Genomic DNA, 20,458 nt, shown 5'->3' on the forward strand with positions numbered 1-20,458 from the left:
AAAAGACAAACTCTCCAAATGCAAGTGGTATATAAATAAACCATAACTTTAATATTGCCTTTGTTTCTTTGTGATCAGAATCCCCCATTAAAACCAGCCCAATCCTTTTTCTTCTAATATTTTCATTTTAATTCCAATAACAAGGAAATTATACCATTTATCAATATTATAGTCTATGTTTTCTAAAAATTAGATAAATAAAACTCTTGTATTCCCTCAACATTCAGATAAACATAATAATTTTTTTTACGTTTCATCTTCAAAGTCTATAATGAGTCCTGTTAGAACTGCTTCATTACCAATCGATTGGATCCCGTGACCAATAAAATCCATCTTAAATTCTTCCCACTCTAACTGCTCTTTTGTGATTCATCGTCACATTATGATGAATCACTCATACATTATCTAGAAGTAAAAACCCTAATTCACTTTTCTCTTAAAGAGCACAATTCAAATGTGCTCTTTTTAAGTCTGTTCGAATAAAATTAAAAATCCTACTGATAAACAAAAAATCTCGTTTATCAATAGGATTCATTAGCTATATATAGCAATTATAGCGAACTCCATCGCCTATTACTAAAGTCGAACTGATTTAAGTAATATAAATTCCCCGTTTTCTTTAGAAAATGGAACAACCTCTACAATCGCCTCAACATTAATTACTCCGTAAACATGCGGATATTCTTGACCGTTTGAAGCAAGTTCATATTTTACTTCTGCTTTTAATAGGGCTGGATCAATTGTAAGTAATAAAACATCTTCTTCATGCTTGAAATATTTTTCTGCAACTCTTAAAGCTTGATCTACTAATGAACAATGAATAAATCCCTCTTCTATAAGGGAATCTTCATTAATTTTTCCAATTATTTTTGCGATTTCCCAATTACTTTTGTAATCATAGTAACTCTCCCTTTTTAATTTATGTAATGATATAATAACACTAAATTTTCAACACGTTCTTAATAGATTGGGGACTTATAATGGATAAACCTCTCACTACATTACAAACTATTATTATACATATGAATACAAATGAGCATTGGCATGATTTTATTTGTTACTGTCAGCATCGCGAAGCGGGACTTCGAAAATTAGCTTATAAACATTTAGAGACATTTATTTCAAATGCAAAGAAATGGGAATCAAAAGATCAAGAGGAGTTTGCCATTTCACTGTTTACTATTTTAGATGCATCAAACGAAAAAGATGAGGTGTTAACTTTCTCACTAAATAGTTTTCTAATTGACATTCTATATAGATGGACAGAAAACACCCCATTTGATTCAAGGCCTTTTAGATGGATAGGAATTTATATGGACTCTAGCAATAAAGAAGACGATTTAGAAAAATCCCTTCGAAAAGCGATTGAATTAGGTGGTGATACCGAACAAGAAGCCATGATATACCTAGTTTCTAATTACATCCATACTTTAGAATTTGGTACACATGAATTCCCTTCAGGTTATTGCGGAGATTTAAGCGAATGTATAGAAAAACTTCCCTATATGCTTCAATTAACTAATAGAATTCAGAATAAGAACATAAAGGAGCAAAACATTGGTCAAATACAAGAACAACTACACTTAATTCTAGATTGGTTAAAACATACACAAATTCCAGTAGATGCTGTTCGTATATGGGAAAAAGAACAAACTAAGGAATTAGAAATGGTCATTGTATATTATTTACACAACAGCTCAAGTCGTTAATTCATCTTGTACAGAGATAATAAAGTTGTTTAAAACATAATAAAATTGTTTGAAAAACGCCAGTCATGTTATTCAACAATCGGACTATATAATGGAATGAACCCTTGTAAAAATTAGAAATATTTGAAATAATCATTATTAAGTTGAAGCAGAACGATTGCAGAAAAAGGTGATACGACTTTTTCTTACTTAAGAATCGCGAAACAGTTGAAAATTTTAATTAATTATATTCCGAAAGGGTGTGTGTAGTATCTTATCAACTAATGTTTTTACTTATAAATCTAAGGATGGAAAAACAGTAATAATTAGAGAAGCTAAAGAACAGGATGCAGAAAGAATACTAGATTCTGCTTCAAAAGCTTTAATAAACGCTCCATACATGCTAAGTACGGTTGAGGATGTAAAAAAGGTACGTATCGATGCTATTCAAAAAACGTTAAAAGCTTATCATGAAAATCCAAATTATGTACAGTTTATTGCTGAAGTTGATGGTAAGTTAGTCGGTGCAATAGATTTTAAGAACGGAAACAAAGAAAAAATTAGTCATCAAGGGGCTTTTGCGATGACCATACTACCTGAATATCGAAATTATGGTATTGGAAGAGCTCTTCTAGAAACGTTAATCAATTGGGCTAAAAATAACAGTAAGATTGAAAAAGTTTGTCTTGAGGTAATGGAAGATAATCTAGGTGCAATCCAGTTATATAAGAATCTAGGCTTCTTTGAAGAGGGTAGAAAAGCAAAGGGTGTAAAATTGGATGATAGCTATCAAAATTTAATATTAATGGCTTTATTCGTTTAAAATTGAACATTATTTAAATGTAGTGTAGTGCTTTGATAAAAAAGGATAAATCTTTTACAAAAAATATCCCCTACTTTCTAAACCACGAGTAGAGGATTATGGCGTTTTAATAGACTTAGGAAGATAGATACAATTCGTTGCTAAAAGGACCATCATCCGTTGTGGATTTGAAATAAAGTTTGATCATTTTTTATCTATTTTATGCCACAATCGCACCCTTTAGTTGAATAAAGGAACAATTATCTATGAAGTGATCCTTTCTAGTAGTATAAAATTAAATGCAAATTAAGCTAAAAGTTATTATATTTCGTTATCACTGATTTAGCCCTTTCAATAAGCTTATTTTTTATGAAATCAGGTTCTATTATTTCTGCTTCTTGTCCAATATTCCAAAGTAGTTCAACATAAAACCACTCTTCTGAAGGGTTAATATTCTTTGTTATTTTCGCGGTTCCATCTGAATTGTATTCCATATTATCTCTTAACCATGATATGCTCTCAGCTTTTCTTTTTCCCTCTTTGCTTAAACTCACTTCGAGCTTTATGAGATTAGATTCACACTCAGAATACAGCCATTCTTTAACATTCAAATGGACATTAGTGGAATGAGAAGCAGAATTAATAATTGTTTTTTTTATTCGATCTACCCTGAAAAGCCTTATGCCTCTTCTCATTCTACAGTAAGCGGGACAATACCAATACCCGTTATATACGTATAAGCCCATAGGTTCTATCTCTCTATAGATTTCATCTTCAGTTGTTTCATATAAGATATTAACAGTTTTCTCTTCTACAGATGCATCATAAAGGTTTCTTAGCACTGTTTTATCTACTTTAATATTTGGTTGCCACATCAAGATTTTGTCTCTAGTATTCTCAATTGTATCGGAAGTTTCCTGAGGAATCATATTGAACAGTTTATTTAGAATTACTTTATATGAAGTAGAAAAAGGAGTGGCGCCAACATATTGCATGGCATCTATTGCAAAAAATAAAGCTATTATTTCATCCTCACTAAACCAAATAGGAGGGATCATTTTATTTTTTAGTGTACTAAACCCTCCATTTCTACCTCTTTCTGAATAGACTGGAAAGTAAATTTCACTTAGCTCCTGTATATCTCGGAGGATTGTTCTCTCTGAGACTCCTTCGGATTTAGCAAGTTCCTTTGCAGTAATGGAATTATTATTGTTTAATGCCAGCATGATTCTAATGATGCGTTTAGTTTTAGACATTTAATCACCTTTTTCATAAAATATGACAAAATCTGTCTTATTTATAGTATAAGCTAATTTTAAACTAAGTGAAGGAGGCTAATGCAAAAATGAATACCATCGAATATATTACTGAAACGAAAGAAGTATTATTTTCACGTAAAAACTTAAAAAATGAAGAGATATCTGCGAGATTAATAACTGATTACATTGTAAGTAATGGTGTAGTTTACGAGAATATAGGCTCTTGGGTTGATGATGTAGTGAGAATTAAACTTAAAAAGTTGAAGGAAGAAACAACTTACCTAACTCAATCAAAGAAATACAACTTTAGATGTGTTGAATACCGAAAATATGAAGATGAACCATCGCAAAGAGAGGTGCTTCATGTTCTTGAGAAAGAAAGTACTTCTGACTTACTACCTCATCTTTTAATTTTTAATCCTTCTCTACAGGCGAGACCATTAAAAAGATGTGCATCAGAAATAGACGAAGATCGGGAAATATTTATTGTATATTATTTAGATGATTGTGAATGTGAAAAATAAAGTGTATGCTAAAGAACCTACTTTCTCGATATTGAGAAAAGGCTTTTATTTTTTAGAACTCACATTTAAAAATAAATGTACATTTGTTCTCATTAAATTATATATTAATCATTATCTTTATTCATTATTATTTATTTCTACAGCTATAAATTAAAGACTTAAATTAGCAGCATGTAGTCTATTAAAAAGTACATTTTTTTCTTAAAGCACTACAGAAACGACTTTATTGTTATATTTTTAAGTACAGTGAAGTATCTTATATCGAAAATTAAATAACTTTATTGTCATTTTACACGTCTACCATTTTAATATAAAAAAGAGGATTTTCATACAGTACTAGAAAATCCTCTTTTTATATTTATCCCACATTAGCTTGCAGTAAAACTCCCCACTGATTATAGTTTCACTTTATTTTAATCCTTTAATTAAAGGTGACGCTTCCCCACTATGGAAAATCCATAGGTCATGAAGTGATCTCGTACATCCAACATATAGTAACTTTGCATCATGTTTTGTGTCTTTGTAATGTTCTTCATCCACATCAATTAAAAGCACCGCATCAAATTCTAAACCTTTCGCTAAATAGACAGGTACTACTGATATACCACCTTCATATTTACTTTGGTTTGCTTCAATTACGTTTACCGTTAATCCTGCATTTGTTAATTCCACATATATATCACGGCATTCATCTTCTGTTCTTCCGATTACCGCAATTGTTTTCACATCTGCATTTTGCAAATGTTTTACCGTCTTCACAATTTCAGTAAATTGATTTTCCGCATGAATTACTTTCACATCTTCTCCACTGCGGAAGACTGGTGTTGCGAGTCCTACTGGGATTTCTGCATTTTTAATTATTTCATTTGCAAATTCAATAATTTCTTTTGTAGAACGATAACTTCTTGTCAATTCATAATAACCGGTTTCTTGGAATACTTCCTTAAAAGCATTCCAATCTTCAATTCCTTGGTAATCATAAATCGCTTGCGATAAATCACCTAATATAGTGAAAGAATTACCTAATGTAATTTCTTTTAATACATAAACTTGGAAAGGCGAAAAATCTTGCGCTTCATCAATAACAACGTGATGAAACTTCTGCCCGATTTCAATCCCTGTTATACGATGATGTATGTATATTAAAGCTGGTAAATCTTCTACATACACTTCTTTTTTACGACAACTCTTTTCTGTTTCTTTAACAAGTTCTTCAGGTAATACCTCAAGTATTTCTTTACTTTTTACTATTGAACTATACAGTGAAAGAGCACTCATTTTCGGCCAAAACTTCATATATGCGTTCAGTCTCTTAGTCGCTTCTTTTTTAAGTAATTTTTTCTCGTTTGTTTCCCCGAATTTTTTAAGTTCAATTTCAATCCAGCGCTTCATTCGTCCTACTAATCGTTCTCTTCTTTTCTGTAAAGGATAATGTTTATATTCAACTTGCATCCATTTTTTAATATCTTCTACTGGAATAATCGCTCTATCCCACGCCTCAAAATCTTTTGTCGGAACTAACTCATTTTCAAATTGGATCATTCTCTCTTCAATAAACGTCTTAAATTCCAACGTACCCTTTAATTTACCTAGCATTACCTTCTTTTCATCACGATTAATTGAAAATGCTTCTTTCAATTTTTCTTCTGTCTGCTTTAGTTTCACTGAATCATCTAACGTACGTAATGCCCAATCCGGAAACGTTGTTTGACTAATATTCCCTACACCTAATTCAGGAAGTACACTCGAAATATAGTCTAAAAACAGACTATTCGGCGCAAATACGATCATTCTTTCTGCTTCTAGTTGTTCACGATATTCATAAATTAAAAAAGCAAGGCGATGTAAAGCAATTGTTGTCTTTCCGCTCCCTGCAACCCCTTGAATAAGTAATGGTAAATTTCTTTCCGCTCGAATAATATCATTTTGTTCCGATTGAATCGTTGAAACAATATCCTTTAGCTTATTATCTTTATTCTCACCTAATCGATATAGAAGAAAATCATCGGCATGCGATACATCTTCATTTCCTTTTACATATGTATCAACAACACGTTCAAGTTCTCTTTTTCGAATGGAAATGTTTCGTTTTAAATACACATCACCTTCTACTAACCCATCTGGTGATTGATAAAATGCTAATTCTTCTCCACCGGTAAATGAATAAAACATACTTGCGACAGGCGCCCGCCAATCAATAATGATTGGCTTCATCGTGTCCATATCCGAAACCCCTACTTTTCCGATATAAATCGGCATAACTTCTTCTTTTCCATCTTCCTGAAAATCTAACCTTCCAAAGTACGGCTCTTGCACACCAATACGTAAGTTTTGTCTATTAGACTCCCTCATACTTTCAAGAATTTGCTCTTTAAAATCTTCTCCATAATAAACCGGGGTTTTTTCAAGCTTATCCAATTGCTCATCCATCGTATGTAAAGTATCCTTCATTTTTTGTAACTCATCTTCAAATATGTTGCTCATTTCGACGATTCCCTCCTGTCCGTTCTAATTTTTCAGTCGAAGTATCATTGTATTAAAAACCCAATCATAAAGTCAATAGTTTCCGTTTAAATTTTCCGAAAAAACTTACTTTTCATCTTTCTAATTTAAAAAGAATATGCAACATCAAAATCACACAAATACACATATAGTATAGTGATGCATACAAAAGATACTACTTTCTATTTGTCTCCTATTTAATTTATCTATTAACAAATATTGTAAAAATTAAAAGCTTTAATCAATGGGCGTTTTACTGCCCACAAATAGTAGGATAAATAAAAGTAAAGGAGGCTCTTCAAATGAATATTTTGAATCTATCTCAAGATTAAATATGCTTCTATCTGGCTGTATCCTTATGGTTTGTTGGTCAATTATGTATGTTGAAATATATAGACTTACAAAATCAGTCTGGCCATGTGTTATCATGCATGCAATCGAGGATGCTGTTCCTACTGTTTTAGTTACAATAACAGGGATTATTACTCTTACAAACAGTAGTGATTTTTGGTTAAATCCTACTAGCGGGGTCGCTGCTACTGTTTTATTTCTCGGAATTGGAATCGTACTAAGAACTATAAGAATAAAAAGAGAACGACAATTATTCACACAATAAAAAGCAGATAATGAATTCGTCATTATCTGCTTTCCAATTTTTAAAACTACCTTATTATATTTTTTGATACATAAGCCAGTCACCAGAGTCTATCACTTTCTTTAACATCTTTTTATTCTGAGCGATATACACATATGCCTCAATTTCCCTATCAGCAACATATACTGTTTGCGTGATTCGATCATATAAATCAGTCTCCGCATTACCTGTATATTCTTCTAGTTCATCTAACTTACACAATATCTCATCATTTACTACATAAACTTCTCCATACACCTGTTCTTCAATCGAATAAGTCATGGCCGGATATCCTTCATTCGTATCAAATACTTTTCCATATGTCCAAGCTCTGTCTGCGATGCATGTTCCACCTTGCATATAATGAGCATTCGTTTGTCCTCTTCTTAATGTGCCATAAACGAACACATGATACATAAATTCTTATCCCCTTTATATGTCTCTACTTTCTTATTTGTAAATAAGCACGAATCATAAAATAACTCACTTCATTCGGAAGCTGTTCTTTAATAGATTTCAGCCCACCCTCTGCATTTTGAACGGCAGTTTCAATAAGAGATTCATACTCTGCTGGAACAAAGCTTTGCCAATCTACTTCCATTCCATCCTCATAGCAGCGAATTAAATGGTTTTCAATTGTTTGTCTTGATAAGTTACGTTCTTTTGCAATCTCATTCAAATCAATACCTTGTTTATACATTTCATATGTTTCTAAATGAGAATTTGCGGACGCTTTTCCTGACTTTTTACGCTCTGAAACTACTTCTGTCTTAATCGTTTCAGCATAATTTGGATTTTCCTCAATAAAATGCTGAACTGCTTGTAAGAAGTGCGAGCCATATTTCACAAGTTTGTGTTCTCCGATACCTTTTACCGTCAACAATTCAGAATCATTTTGCGGCATTTTCACACACATATCTTTTAATGTTTGGTCAGAGAAAATAACGAACGGAGGTACACCTTCTCCTTGTGCAATTTCTTTACGTACTTCACGAAGCACTTCAAATAAAGGATGGTCTTGAACAATTTGTCTTGTCTCTACTCGTTCTTTTCGTAAAACATTCTCTTTACCAAGTAATACTTCTTTCCCTTTTTCAGTTACTTTTAACGTCGGATAAGTGCCATGTTCAACTGCAATTAACTCATCTGAAATTAAAAACTCAATAAACTCACTGACCTCTTTTACACTACGGTTCGATAAAAGCCCATACGTTGGTAAAGTATGAAAATTAAATTCAATAACTTTCTTATTCTTCGACCCAGTTAATACTTGCGCTATCATTTGCTTTCCAAAGCGTTGGTTCGTTCTAATCATGCATGATAAAACCATTTGTGATTCTCTTGTCACATCGATGCTCTCGCGATTGTCTGTACAATTACCACAGCGTCCACAATCTTCTTTCGGTTCTTCTCCAAAGTATTGCAAAATAAATGATTGTAAACATTGTTCTGTATGACAGTAATCGGTCATATTTTGCAATTTTTCAAGTTCATTTGAAAAACGTGATTCTCCAGTTGATTGATCAATTAAAAAACGCTGTACTTGTACATCTTGAGAAGAATATAACAATATACATGTACTATCTAATCCGTCACGACCAGCACGTCCTGCTTCTTGATAGTAACTTTCCATATTTTTTGGAAGCTGATAATGAATTACGTAACGAATATTCGATTTATCAATACCCATCCCGAATGCAGATGTTGCTACCATTACACTTACTTCATCTCGTAAAAAGAGTTCTTGTTGCTCATTTCGATCACTATCACTCATACCAGCATGATATTTTGATACAGAAACACCTGCCTTCATCAAATCTTCATATAACTGATCGACTACTTTTCTAGTAGCTGCATATATAATCCCGGATTCCTTTTGATTTTGACGAATATAATCCGCCAAATATGCATTTCGATCTTGCCCTTTAATGACAGAAAACGATAAGTTCTCACGCTCAAACGTTGTCATAATTGTATTTTCTTGATTAATTTCAAGTGTGTTACAAATATCATCACGTACTTGCGGTGTTGCTGTTGCTGTTAATGCTAATACGAGCGGCTTTTCTGGAAGATAATCTAATATGCGATGTATATGTAAATAACTTGGACGGAAATCATGTCCCCACTGTGAAATACAGTGTGCTTCATCAATCGCAATCATAGGGATTTTCATATCAATAAGTTGATCAACAAACTCCATCGAATCAAGACGCTCAGGCGCCACATAAAGTAACTTGTAATGTCCTTGTTTCGCTAATTGAATTCGCTGATTTGCTTCTGCAATAGATATAGAACTATTAATATATGTAGCTGAAATGCCATTCTGTACCAATGTATCTACTTGATCCTTCATAAGTGATATTAGAGGCGATATAACCAACGTCGTTCCTTCAAATACTAATGCCGGAATTTGATAACAAATCGACTTACCGCCACCCGTTGGCATAATACAAACCGTATCTTTCCCATCTAGTACATTTTTAATTGTTTCATCTTGTCCTCTTCGAAACGAAGAATAACCAAAGTAGGACGCTAAAAGTTCTTGTGCTTTAGTAAACAAAAAAGAGTCACCCGCTTTTCTTTATCTTTCATCTACTTCTATTATATCAATCACTTATGCGACTTGAAAGGGATGGATAAACGCTTATTGTTTTTTCATTATTCTATATTTAATATGAATTAGCATTCGTGTTTTATATGTTTTACAACATTTATAACGTAAATCCAGTACACAAGAAGAAAGAGTTTCAATTTAAATGTTCATTTTATTTCCCTTTCTTGAATACTACTAATCGTATACATATAAATTCAGGAGGTTACTATATGAAACATCGTAATATGAGTTCCATCAAGGCAAAAACGAAAACACAAAAACTCCAATTCTCTAATAATGATGCGTGGAAATATGAATCATACTATAAGTACCAGCCATTATTCTCTTATAAAAAGCTTTTTAATTTTCTTTCTCAACTTTTTAGACGTTAATATATGTGCAAAAAACATATCATTCACAGAATTTTTCTCAATATTAAATGTATAGACTTACTACAATTCAGTTGTTACCATATATAATAATCTGTTGGATAAACCCCTTAAGTTGACCTGCTTATATTAGCAGGTCTTTTTCATGATTACATACTTCTGTGTACCTCGATCTCACTTCCAAGTCTTTTCTCCATTTTATAACCATATTTAGATCCCAACAATTAATGATAATCATAAATTGTTGGGATTTAAATTGTTCACATATAATTATGCAATTCTTCTTTCTCAATACACAAAACACATTTTACTTGTTACTATAAAAGTACTCCAGATGAGTTTTTTGCTCATCGACATTATCTAGTTATTGGGGCCTGCCGCGGGAAGCAGGTCCCTTTGACTGTATGAAGGTCCCAATTTCATTTGGACACATTTACCAGGTTTTTTCAAAAGAATTTTATGATAACATTACGTAGTCGAGTCCGACATCTCGGCAATACCCTTTTGAGGGTCTGCAACTTCCCTTACAGACCCTCTTTTACTTTATATTCAATTTATTCATATATACCACAACACCATTCATTGAATTTCTCCATTTCAAATTCCCTAAAAATAATCTAGGACACGTAACTAAAAATAAATCTTCATCATACTTTGAGTTATACATGTTCAAAGGAGTGTTACTATTTATGTATTCTTATTGGCAATCGTATTACTCCCCCTACCATAACCCTTATGTAAACTATGATTTATCCGTACGGAACTACCGAATTAGTAAAAATGAGAATTTTTTAAAAGGGTATATGCGTTCTTTATGGGAACAACACGTCGCTTGGACGAGATTGGCTATTATAAGTATAGTATTTAATTTACCAGATGTTAATGTTACTGTTGGACGACTTCTACAAAACGCAACACATATGGGACTATCACTTGAACCATTTTACGGTGAGGATGCAGTGAAAAAATATAGTGCATTAATTAAAGATCACTTAGTAATTGCAGCGGATCTTGTTAAAGCCGCAAAAGCTGGTAATCAAAATGCAGCGGCCGCTATAGTGAAAAAATGGTACGCTAATGGTGACGCAATTATTGAATTCCTTAACAGAATCAACCCATATATAGATAAAGAAGAATTTAGAAAAATGTTTTATGAACATTTAGCACTAACGAAAGCAGAAGCACTTGCCTTCCTAAATAAAGATTATGAAGCAGGAGTAAAACTTTACGATAAAATTGAAAAAGAAGCATTAGAAATGGCTGACATGATAACAAACGCAATCGTAAAACAATTCCCGCAAGTATTTCAATAAAGTGAAACTTTAATCAGTGAGGGGTTTGTTCATCCCCCACTGATTATCAGCTCTCACCAATCGGCTTATTTAGTTTTTTCTCCATGATATTTCACCTCTCCTCTTTACATTTAGCTTATATCGATATATTTTATTAATATCCGTTTTTTATAGGAGGAAATAGTTTGATTAACGCGATTGGTCTCGTTTTTATACTTACAAATAAACACGAGAAAAAAAAGAAAGTTTACTTAAATGAAAAATTTGCACTAATAGATATTATTGATTCTAAAGAAGTATTTGATGATGAAGGGAATCCTTTAGTAGAACTAACATGTAAATACAGTATATATTTAGATGAAAAATATTACTGTAAATCTCTCGATGATTATACCGGACAAGTCTTTCCTTTCTTAAGTGCAAAAATAGGAAAAGGTCTTCTAAGAAACTTAAACTATTACTTTTCTTACGTTGATGCCTATGATAAGAAACCACCAGTTAAAGAAATAAGACCACTTATGAAACAAGTAACTAACAGATAGCCAAAAATACCAAAAAAAGAAAGCATCTAACCCTGGATGTTTTCTTTTTTATTAAAAACTCATTAACTTTCATCCTCTTCTAAAAGTATGTATCCAAGCATATTTTAAATTAAAAACATTGGAGGATTAGAGTGAATGAAATACTCAGAAACAATTATAAGCAAACGACTTCGAATACTTAAAATGACGGGTATGTTTTTCATGCTAGTGTTAATAGCATGGATTGGCTATACAAAATTACTTTATGAAAACGGCTTTCTTCAAGAAAAAAAGAATTCAGTAGAAGTAATGAACACTAGCATTACAGGAGAAATAGAGCAGCTTTTTCATATAAACTTGCAAGGTTATCGAAAAACAAGCCTTGATGCTGTTATAGAAGCCAGTAAAACCGATCCAAGTGAACTATCCTTAATTGAACTAGTCAACAAATCCTGCTCGCGAGATTGCATAGGTGAACCAGTTACATATGTAAACTCAAACAATGGATATATCTTTTATAAGGAATCTAATGGAACTAATGTAGCTATAACGGTTAAAAAGAAAGACACATGGGTAATTGTAAAGAAATCTGTTCAAGATGGAATATAATCACCCAAAAAAAGAGTACGCATCGTACTCTTTTTTATTATTAATACCCTTCCTCTTCATGCCTACAATGGCATTTCGCTTTTGTTTTACAATGACATTTTTTACACTCACACTTCGGTTTCTCTTTGCAACAACACTCGTGAAAATCATTGCGCTTACATCTACATCTCCCAAACATTAAATCATCCCAAAATTTATTACAATCTTGAAAATGTCCACAATGACAAGTATTTCTCATGAATATGCTTCCTCCTTGATAGAATTCATCATATTCTATGTTTGAAAGTATACAAAGGCTTGTTTATTAGTCTATTTTCTCCATATTATAAGTAGAGTTAAAAGATTAAATAAAAATAAAAACCGTCACATGACGGCTCTTATTTTTGCAAACTACTCTTTTGTATAAAAATATTTAATTCCTTTCATATCTAACCAAGCAGTTGCTTTGTCCAGTTCGTTCCCTTGACGATAATCTGTTTCGAAATACACAAGCCCTTGGTTATCTCCACGAGATATTATTTTAGAAGTATATCCAAGCTTATCCATCATTTGAATCATGTCAGAAATTAAATTTACACCAAATTCATAAGTAACTACTTTGCTATATTTATTCACTATAATTCCAACCCCTTCTTGTTTTTTTATCGGCTCAACAATTTGATTTGTAAACCAAGCTAACGGCTTATTTCCAATCAGCTTATTTAAATCACACTTGCCGATACCAGCCACATTGCCTGTCTCTGTGTATTGCCAAATATCACATGGATACGCCGGTTTGTTACCACCATAACGAGGAATCCATACAAAATCACAATTGACATTTTCCATTCCAAATGGAGTATACATATGATGAGCAATATATAAACCGACTTTCTTAGCTCCTAATCTGCGTAATTCATCAATAAAAGCTTGTGCACCCGCTCTCATATCGTTCATTGTTCTTACTTCTACGTCAGCTACCCAAACTGTTGCATTTTTATCACCACGGTTCCAAAAGTCTCTTGCTTCTATCCGTGCATCCTCTACTGAAACGAAACGACAGAACGCATAATTACCAAACGGAATATTCCTTGCTTTCATTGCTTGTACATAATTTTTATATAAAGGATCTACATAGTTTGAACCATCTTGCACACGTGCAATTACGAAATCTAATTGTGGTGCTGCGATATCCCAGTTAATGTCGCCATTCCATTTCGAAATATCTACAATATAACCCATTATTTAACATCTCCTTTTTCATTATTATATTCAAAGCTTGTTTTTTTGTTATTATCAACTAATAAATAGTATGAGAGGTATTATATTATTGGGTAATAATTTAAAATTCGGCTTATGTATTGAGAAAACAAAATATTATTACGGGTTTAATAAGTAAAGATTTACAAAACTCTAAACTATATAAAGTGAAACGATAATTAGTAGGAGGCTACGAGCAGTGTAATTCCCACCTAATTTCTTAGCTTCATCCGAATTTTGAGGTAAGAATTTTACTTCCCGCAAATAGCTTGATAAATAAAACCACCTTTCTGACAGGTGGTTTTGTGTACTAATTTACATATAAATTGTCCATATTTTTATAGTTACTTAATATACTTGTTAACTAAAAATAAGACAATTTTTAGTTTTTAATCAAACCAATTTTCGTTTTATCTCACGTACTCATAGTACCATTTACGTGCATCTAACCAAGCTGTAAATTTATCGATATTCCCGGACGGATAGCCATTCGTTATAGCATAACCAATGCCATCTTTTTGAACGACAATTTGTCCATCAATACCCGCATCAACCATAGCTTGAGCCAAATCTTGTAAATTACTAAATGCTACACCACCAGTTTTTACTTTGAGCAAATCCGCTGCACCTCCTCCAGTTTGTCCTGTAAGAGCAAATACAATAGAATTAGCGATTTTATCAACATTCCATTTTGCCATGTCGGATTCATTATCAATAAACCCTAATTCAATAAGAATAGCCGGTGCCTTCGTTCCATTTAATACCGCTAAATCTGTACGTTGTTTCGCACCTCGATCACGCCATCCAATATCTTTTGCTAGTTGAGCTGAGATTTTAGCCGCCAAATCTTTCTGATCATAATATAAAACCTCAACACCCTGTCCATTTCCATCACTTGCATTAAGATGAAAAGAAATAACTAAATCCACAGCATGGGAATTGCTATTCCGAATGATATTATTTAAATTTTGTGATTGAGTTGCCCCTACCTCGTCCGTATCGTCATAAACCGTGTGTCCTAGGGCTCTTAACTTAGCCGCCACGGCATCTTTAACTTGCCTATCTAGAACGTGTTCTTTCCGATTCCCGAAATTAGCACCTTGAACAATACTATTGTGTCCTCCGTGCAAACTATATCTAGCCATTATTCATCAACATCTCCTTTCTTAATATCTTATTCAAAACTTGTCTTATTGCTATTCCCACTTACAATCTTAACTGTGCCCATACGTCCTATATTTTCTAAAAGTGATGCAATTTATTTTCGATATAAAAAAGCTATCGCTTCATAAATCGAATGATTTATTCTCTAAATTACTTTTACATGAATGACGACACGAACAAAAAAGCATCACCCTTTCGGCGATGCCTAAAAACTCTATTTTACTTTTCAGCTCCCTAAATAAATAGAGTTTAAAATCACTGAAACTACACCTATATTTCCTCCCTTTCCTTCACAGCTTCTTTCAACCTCTGCAACATATACCCAATTCCTTTACACCCCTCTAGCGGATATGTAATCATTTCTTCTGGATATAACTTTGTCACTACTTTTTTATGCTTCTTCCCTGCTAGTAAGACGATTTCGTCAAACTGTAGTAAACTTTTATCTACCATCTGTTTTTGTAATTGCTCTATACTTATTACCTCATCGCTTTTTGAATCAAATGCAAGATCATAGTTTTCTAATACAATATCACTTGGTCTTAAAAATCCATGTTTCGCTGATAATATAACCCAGTTTTCGAAAAACATAGTTGCGTACGCCTGACATGCTTTTCCGAACGGACTAATATATACATCTTTTGCTTCCATCGGTCCGTAGTCTGAATGTTTATCCCAAATTTTCTTTTTTCCGCATGGAATTATACATAGCCTTTTCATATATATTTCTACTCCCTTTACTTTGGTAAATAAAATTCGTTATTTTGTACATTTTTTCTCGAGATACTATATAATAATTCTGAAAGTTAAAATTACACATTTTACCATATGCGTACTATAGATTACTCTGATTGCAAATATTATAATACCATAAAAAATTTTTCATTTTTTCTTCAAAATAATGAAACTAAATTATAATACAAGTACGTATTAATAAAACAATAAAGGAGGTTCATAAAAATGAAAAATATTATTCCTGCACTATTAGTCTATTTTATCGTTTGCGTTATTTCCGTTATCATCCCAGCATCTGAAGGCTATAATTATGTCGGCTGGAAGTTATTTGTTGGGCAAGTGTATGCGATACCTATTTTCTTCATTACTACGATAATCACATTTTATATAAACAAGAAAAAATATTACGAATAAACGATTATAAGGATAGCTAACGCTATCCTTATTTTAATTCGTTAATCAAAACTTTATATCCTTTCTTCTAAAAAGTTAAACGCAACATCTGTATTTCAGCGTTTAAACGCAGTTCCTCCGAAATCCAGCTCTCTAATTTTGAAACAGATGCAATATTTTTTCAAAAAGCCCCTGTAATTTACTTTCCAATACTTCCATATCATTAAGCATACACAATGCGACTGTTTAAAAGTTAAAAATTTCTGCTTATTATAAATAAAAAAGGACAAATAGCCAATCTGACTACTTGTCCTTACTGTTCATCTGTACGCAATACGATTAAGCTTGGAATGCTTCTGTTAATACTGGTACGATTTGTTTTTTACGAGATACAACACCTTTTAAAGTAGCTGTGTTGTTTTCTAGTGATACGTTGTAAGCTTTCTCAACAACGTTTGCTGCTTTACCGATCGCAAGACCGACAGAATCATTAGTTAAGATATCAGTTACAACGAATAAGAATAGGTCTAAACCTTTTTCTTCTACTACTGCAGAGATTACTTTTTCAAGTTCCGCTTGGTGTACAAGAACGTCGTTTGTATCAACAGCGTTTACTTGTGCGATTTCAACTTTCGCATTACCCATTTGGAATTCTTTAGCGTCAAGAGAGATTAATTGCTCCATTGTTTTTCCGCTTAAGTCAGCACCAGCTTTTAACATTTCTAAGCCGTAGTTATCTGCATCTACACCAGCGATTTGCGCTAATTCACGAGCAGCTGCTACGTCTTGTTCTGTGCAAGTTGGAGATTTGAATAGTAAAGAATCTGAAATGATTGCAGATAACATTAAACCTGCAACTTCTTTACGAATTGTTACGCCATTTTCTTTGTACATTTTGTTTAAGATTGTAGCTGTACAGCCAACTGGCTCACAACGATAGTATATAGGATCGCTTGTTTCAAAGTTAGCAATACGGTGATGGTCAATAACTTCTAACACACGAACTGATTCGATATCGTTAGCACTTTGTTGACGCTCGTTATGGTCAACTAAAATAACGTTGTCCACTTCGCTTGCTACTGTCTCAACAAAACGCGGTCCTTCTACTTTAAAATAGTCTAACGCAAATTGAGTTTCACCGCTGATTTCGCCTAAACGTACAGGCTCAGCATTCATTCCTAATTCTTTTTTCAATTCTGCATAAGCAATTGCAGAACAAATTGCATCTGTATCTGGGTTTTTATGCCCGAAAACTAGTACTTTTTCCATGTTTTCCACCTCTTCATGAAAAGGATATCTTAAAGAAGCAAATATGACAATATTTAAAGCATATTTTTTTATAAATAATTGCACTTTCTTCTATATTTTTCATCATTTTCATAAAAAAAATCATCTAAAATGAATTAGATGATCGAAATGTATGTTTCAATTAAAATAGTGTAGGAGCTTGCACTACATTGTTAAAAGCGAAATTTGAGGATAAGCCATTATTCAAAAGGTTTACATCTATAACTTGATAAAACGCATTTCCAGTGTCTGCAATTTCCCAAACAGCTAAAATAAGATGGTATCCACTACGGTCAGTTGGTACATTTGCTTCGTGCGTTACTGTCGTCCCTGGTCTAGCTCCACCGTCATTTTTCACATAGAATGGCACTAAATCTAAATCCGATCGCGTTAAAGGTTTATTTGGATTCCAACCTTTTTTCGTAATATAATATTTCCACTCTTTTGTACTATGAGGAGCCGTTAGTTTCCACTTGAATGTATTCGTCCCGCCATTTAACGTAACTTTCTTCCACCTATCTACAGTTTGAACATCTAAAGCGGGAAAATGACCAGCCCCTGCAATTTGTCCATCAGAAGGTCCTAGTTGCGGAAATCCACCTATCCCTTCTACGCTTTGTGGTTCATATTGAATCGGTCCACAATTTACATTTACCCCTTGCTTACATAAATAAGATCGGCTCGCTGGTGATTCTACATATCCATGAGCTGAAGCCTTTTCTGAAAATCCAAATGTTAATAATCCCGTAAGTAATACGCCACCACTTAAAATAACTTTCTTCATCTTTTGTAAACTATTCTTTTTCATACTTTCATCCCCTTCCGATAATAAAGCGAAAATAACTATAGTTGGCTAGTCATCTTCTCTACATTTATTATAAGACGAGAATCATTACTAAAAGAACCCTCTAAAAAATTTCTCAAATTCATTTAGTGCGTTAATTAGATTATAATTAACTATTTTAACACCGCCAGAAAAATATAGACTGTGTTAAAAATAGTTGTTTATTATTCACTTACTAATAATTAAGCACTCTCCCCGTTTGATTATACCTTAAATGTTTTTATAATAAATAACCGTAGCATCTAACTTACCATTCGGAGAAATTGCATACCCTGGTATTGTTCCAACTTCTTGGTAGTCTAGTGATTTGTACAGTTTATTGGAAGGATCTCCTTCTCTAGTATCTAATACTAAAAGAGACCTGTTTTCTTGCTTTGCTCGTTCCTCTGCTTTTTGCATAAGCGATCGTCCAATACCGTTACGTCTAAAGTTTGGATGAGTCATTAATTTGCAAATCTCGGCTCTATGAATTCCGTTAGGCTTAGTAACTAATTGTAATTGAATACTCCCTGCTACTTCGTTGTTTATTTTAGCCACATACAATATCACTTCTGGCGCTAATACTGTTTGCCAATACTTTGTTGCGTCTTTTTGTTCCAGTGGAGGCAAAAAACCAATTGATGCCCCATCATTTACAACCATTTTCAAAAGTTTCGAAAGTTCTTCCATATCATTTTCTAGTTGCTTTATTTCTTCAATTACTAAATTTCGCATTACTTTTCCCCCTTTTGTTTCATTGTAACAATTTTTAAAGAAGGAATAATGAAATAATAAGATGAATTTATAGAAAGATATGATTTTTTGTGAAAGGATAACGATATGAAATATATATTAGATAGAACGTACGCAAAAGAATTACTCGAATGGGCATATGAACAAAACCCGGGCCCTTGGTTTGAACATTCACTACATGTTGCTCATGCAACTGAAAACATAATTATAGAACTTATTAAAAATGGGTATAACCTAGATGCTGACATAGCATATAACGCTGCCCTTTTGCATGATATCGGAAGATACAAAGGTTTTACCAAATCGGTCATTCATTCCTATGATGGTTATATGTATATGAATGATTTAGGGTATACAGGAAACGCTGTTATTTGTGTGACACACTCATTCCCATGCAAAAATGAACATATAGATATCGCAGCGGAATGGAGTCTCGTTCCTGACCATATGAGAAGCCGGTTAGTTGAAATATTAAATGAACATTGTAACTACGACTTATACAATAAAGTAATTACTCTTTGTGACGCTCTTGCTGATGCGGGTGGCTTTACTACGCTGGAAAGAAGATTAATTTCTGTTGGTTTGCGTCATGGTACAACATCTCATACATCTTTACATTGGAAAGGGTTTTATGCGATTAAGAAAGAATTAGAAGCGTTAATCGGTAAGAGTATATACACAGTTCTTCCTGATGTAGAAAAATCTATTTATGAAGATATAGAATATTAAATTGAATACAAATTTAATTTCAAATAAAAAACGTTTTAAACATAAAGTTTAAAACGTTTTTTATTCAATGCTTTTGATTTTTCAGTTCTGTTAAACACTCTTGCACTAAAGTTACCGCTTGACTCATCGCAGCTCCGCCAGCAAATGCTGCTGAAACACCACATGCTTCCAGAATCTCTTTATCTGAACATCCTTGATCAAGACAACCTTTTGTATGATAAATTGTACAATACTCATCTTGCGTTGCTAAACTAATTCCTAATGCAATAAGTTGCTTTTCTCTTTTTGTTAAAGCACCCTCTTGAAAACAAGCTTGCGTGAACGCATTATATGTCTCAGCGATTTCAGGAATTTGATTTGTAAAACTACCTATACCTTCTTTATAATGATGTAGAATATCATTTATCGAACTATGTTGCTCATGTTCCATCTTATTCCCTCCAGTCATATTATCCATACCTATTGTAGTATGTGATGAAATGGAGGCAATATACCTTCTTTTAAATTAAGAATTTTCAGTTA

At 32.9% G+C, this 20,458-nt stretch carries 22 protein-coding genes, 1 pseudogene and 1 riboswitch; of the genes and pseudogenes, 10 read left to right on the forward strand and 13 right to left on the reverse strand.

What is annotated here, in order from left to right; translation table 11 throughout:
- Positions 1–518 precede the first annotated feature (518 nt).
- Positions 519–580, reverse strand: a riboswitch (Fluoride riboswitch).
- Positions 577–933, reverse strand: coding sequence for a DUF952 domain-containing protein (locus MR107_RS01640; protein ID WP_048564803.1), 357 nt, complete (start codon positions 931–933; stop codon positions 577–579). (Overlaps the previous riboswitch by 4 nt.)
- A gap of 47 nt (positions 934–980) precedes the next feature.
- Between MR107_RS01640 and MR107_RS01645 the strand changes: the two genes are divergently transcribed.
- A complete protein-coding gene (locus MR107_RS01645; RefSeq protein ID WP_078187623.1) occupies positions 981–1,709 on the forward strand; it encodes a hypothetical protein in 729 nt (242 codons plus the stop codon).
- A gap of 241 nt (positions 1,710–1,950) precedes the next feature.
- Complete coding sequence (locus tag MR107_RS01650) at positions 1,951–2,511, forward strand: GNAT family N-acetyltransferase (RefSeq protein ID WP_000337118.1); 561 nt, start codon at positions 1,951–1,953, stop codon at positions 2,509–2,511.
- A gap of 290 nt (positions 2,512–2,801) precedes the next feature.
- Here the strand turns inward: MR107_RS01650 and MR107_RS01655 are convergent, their stop codons facing one another.
- Positions 2,802–3,746, reverse strand: a complete 945-nt coding sequence (locus MR107_RS01655; RefSeq protein WP_063245509.1) for a helix-turn-helix transcriptional regulator — start codon at positions 3,744–3,746, stop codon at positions 2,802–2,804.
- An 89-nt stretch (positions 3,747–3,835) separates the two neighbouring features.
- On the opposite strand from MR107_RS01655, the gene MR107_RS01660 reads away from it, so the two are divergent.
- Positions 3,836–4,273: a hypothetical protein gene (locus MR107_RS01660; RefSeq protein WP_078187624.1), complete on the forward strand. Its 438-nt coding sequence runs from the start codon at positions 3,836–3,838 to the stop codon at positions 4,271–4,273.
- A 408-nt stretch (positions 4,274–4,681) separates the two neighbouring features.
- On the opposite strand, the gene MR107_RS01665 is transcribed toward MR107_RS01660, so the two are convergent.
- Positions 4,682–6,757 (reverse strand): HelD family protein, encoded by a 2,076-nt coding sequence (locus tag MR107_RS01665; RefSeq protein WP_070757881.1) that lies wholly within the window; start codon positions 6,755–6,757, stop codon positions 4,682–4,684.
- A 319-nt stretch (positions 6,758–7,076) separates the two neighbouring features.
- Between MR107_RS01665 and MR107_RS01670 the strand changes: the two are divergent.
- Positions 7,077–7,391 (forward strand): annotated as a pseudogene (locus MR107_RS01670) (CPBP family intramembrane glutamate endopeptidase); the annotation flags it as partial.
- A gap of 54 nt (positions 7,392–7,445) precedes the next feature.
- On the opposite strand, the gene MR107_RS01675 reads toward MR107_RS01670, so the two are convergent.
- Together MR107_RS01675 and recQ are read right to left on the reverse strand one after the other, a co-directional pair.
- On the reverse strand, positions 7,446–7,826 hold the full coding sequence (locus MR107_RS01675; protein WP_242292024.1) for a gamma-glutamylcyclotransferase family protein: 381 nt from the start codon (positions 7,824–7,826) through the stop codon (positions 7,446–7,448).
- A gap of 25 nt (positions 7,827–7,851) precedes the next feature.
- Positions 7,852–9,969 (reverse strand): DNA helicase RecQ, encoded by a 2,118-nt coding sequence (recQ, locus tag MR107_RS01680; RefSeq protein WP_000494270.1) that lies wholly within the window; start codon positions 9,967–9,969, stop codon positions 7,852–7,854.
- Positions 9,970–10,232: 263 nt separating this feature from the next.
- Between recQ and MR107_RS01685 the strand changes: the two genes are divergently transcribed.
- The 4 genes from MR107_RS01685 to MR107_RS01700 all read left to right on the forward strand — a co-directional run bounded on the left by MR107_RS01685 (position 10,233) and on the right by MR107_RS01700 (position 12,813).
- Positions 10,233–10,394: a hypothetical protein gene (locus MR107_RS01685; protein ID WP_000682739.1), complete on the forward strand. Its 162-nt coding sequence runs from the start codon at positions 10,233–10,235 to the stop codon at positions 10,392–10,394.
- A 686-nt stretch (positions 10,395–11,080) separates the two neighbouring features.
- Positions 11,081–11,704: an acetylglutamate kinase gene (locus MR107_RS01690; protein WP_242292025.1), complete on the forward strand. Its 624-nt coding sequence runs from the start codon at positions 11,081–11,083 to the stop codon at positions 11,702–11,704.
- A 164-nt stretch (positions 11,705–11,868) separates the two neighbouring features.
- Positions 11,869–12,225, forward strand: a complete 357-nt coding sequence (locus MR107_RS01695; protein WP_000606231.1) for a hypothetical protein — start codon at positions 11,869–11,871, stop codon at positions 12,223–12,225.
- Positions 12,226–12,360: 135 nt separating this feature from the next.
- On the forward strand, positions 12,361–12,813 hold the full coding sequence (locus MR107_RS01700; protein ID WP_000877572.1) for a hypothetical protein: 453 nt from the start codon (positions 12,361–12,363) through the stop codon (positions 12,811–12,813).
- On the opposite strand, the gene MR107_RS01705 is transcribed toward MR107_RS01700, so the two are convergent.
- The 4 genes from MR107_RS01705 to MR107_RS01720 all read right to left on the reverse strand — a co-directional run bounded on the left by MR107_RS01705 (position 12,814) and on the right by MR107_RS01720 (position 15,936).
- Positions 12,814–12,987 (reverse strand): hypothetical protein, encoded by a 174-nt coding sequence (locus MR107_RS01705; RefSeq protein WP_000503011.1) that lies wholly within the window; start codon positions 12,985–12,987, stop codon positions 12,814–12,816.
- Between the two features lie 216 nt (positions 12,988–13,203).
- Positions 13,204–14,034, reverse strand: coding sequence for a GH25 family lysozyme (locus MR107_RS01710; RefSeq protein ID WP_078188085.1), 831 nt, complete (start codon positions 14,032–14,034; stop codon positions 13,204–13,206).
- Positions 14,035–14,462: 428 nt separating this feature from the next.
- Positions 14,463–15,197 carry an N-acetylmuramoyl-L-alanine amidase gene (locus MR107_RS01715; protein WP_000135278.1) on the reverse strand — a complete coding sequence of 245 codons (735 nt, stop codon included), beginning with the start codon at positions 15,195–15,197 and terminating at the stop codon, positions 14,463–14,465.
- 289 nt (positions 15,198–15,486) lie between these two features.
- On the reverse strand, positions 15,487–15,936 hold the full coding sequence (locus MR107_RS01720; protein ID WP_000824873.1) for a DUF6884 domain-containing protein: 450 nt from the start codon (positions 15,934–15,936) through the stop codon (positions 15,487–15,489).
- Positions 15,937–16,176: 240 nt separating this feature from the next.
- Between MR107_RS01720 and MR107_RS01725 the strand changes: the two genes are divergently transcribed.
- Complete coding sequence (locus MR107_RS01725) at positions 16,177–16,365, forward strand: DUF4017 family protein (protein ID WP_000789487.1); 189 nt, start codon at positions 16,177–16,179, stop codon at positions 16,363–16,365.
- A gap of 318 nt (positions 16,366–16,683) precedes the next feature.
- On the opposite strand, the gene ppaC is transcribed toward MR107_RS01725, so the two are convergent.
- The 3 genes from ppaC to MR107_RS01740 form a co-directional block, all read right to left on the reverse strand.
- Positions 16,684–17,613 carry a manganese-dependent inorganic pyrophosphatase gene (gene ppaC, locus MR107_RS01730; RefSeq protein WP_000416873.1) on the reverse strand — a complete coding sequence of 310 codons (930 nt, stop codon included), beginning with the start codon at positions 17,611–17,613 and terminating at the stop codon, positions 16,684–16,686.
- A gap of 160 nt (positions 17,614–17,773) precedes the next feature.
- Positions 17,774–18,439 carry a lytic polysaccharide monooxygenase gene (locus MR107_RS01735; protein WP_000742279.1) on the reverse strand — a complete coding sequence of 222 codons (666 nt, stop codon included), beginning with the start codon at positions 18,437–18,439 and terminating at the stop codon, positions 17,774–17,776.
- Between the two features lie 246 nt (positions 18,440–18,685).
- Entirely contained in the window at positions 18,686–19,189 is a 504-nt protein-coding gene (locus MR107_RS01740; protein WP_001245258.1) for a GNAT family N-acetyltransferase, read from the reverse strand.
- Between the two features lie 105 nt (positions 19,190–19,294).
- Here MR107_RS01740 and MR107_RS01745 point away from each other — a divergent pair, with 105 nt between their 5' ends.
- Entirely contained in the window at positions 19,295–19,936 is a 642-nt protein-coding gene (locus tag MR107_RS01745; protein ID WP_000875112.1) for an HD domain-containing protein, read from the forward strand.
- Between the two features lie 64 nt (positions 19,937–20,000).
- On the opposite strand, the gene MR107_RS01750 is transcribed toward MR107_RS01745, so the two are convergent.
- The gene (locus MR107_RS01750) at positions 20,001–20,393 is read right to left on the reverse strand and encodes a carboxymuconolactone decarboxylase family protein (RefSeq protein WP_001999958.1); all 393 of its coding nucleotides are present in this window, start codon (positions 20,391–20,393) and stop codon (positions 20,001–20,003) included.
- Positions 20,394–20,458: the final 65 nt, after the last annotated feature.

The organism is Bacillus cereus group sp. BfR-BA-01441 (assembly GCF_022663075.1).
GTDB lineage: Bacteria > Bacillota > Bacilli > Bacillales > Bacillaceae_G > Bacillus_A > Bacillus_A cereus.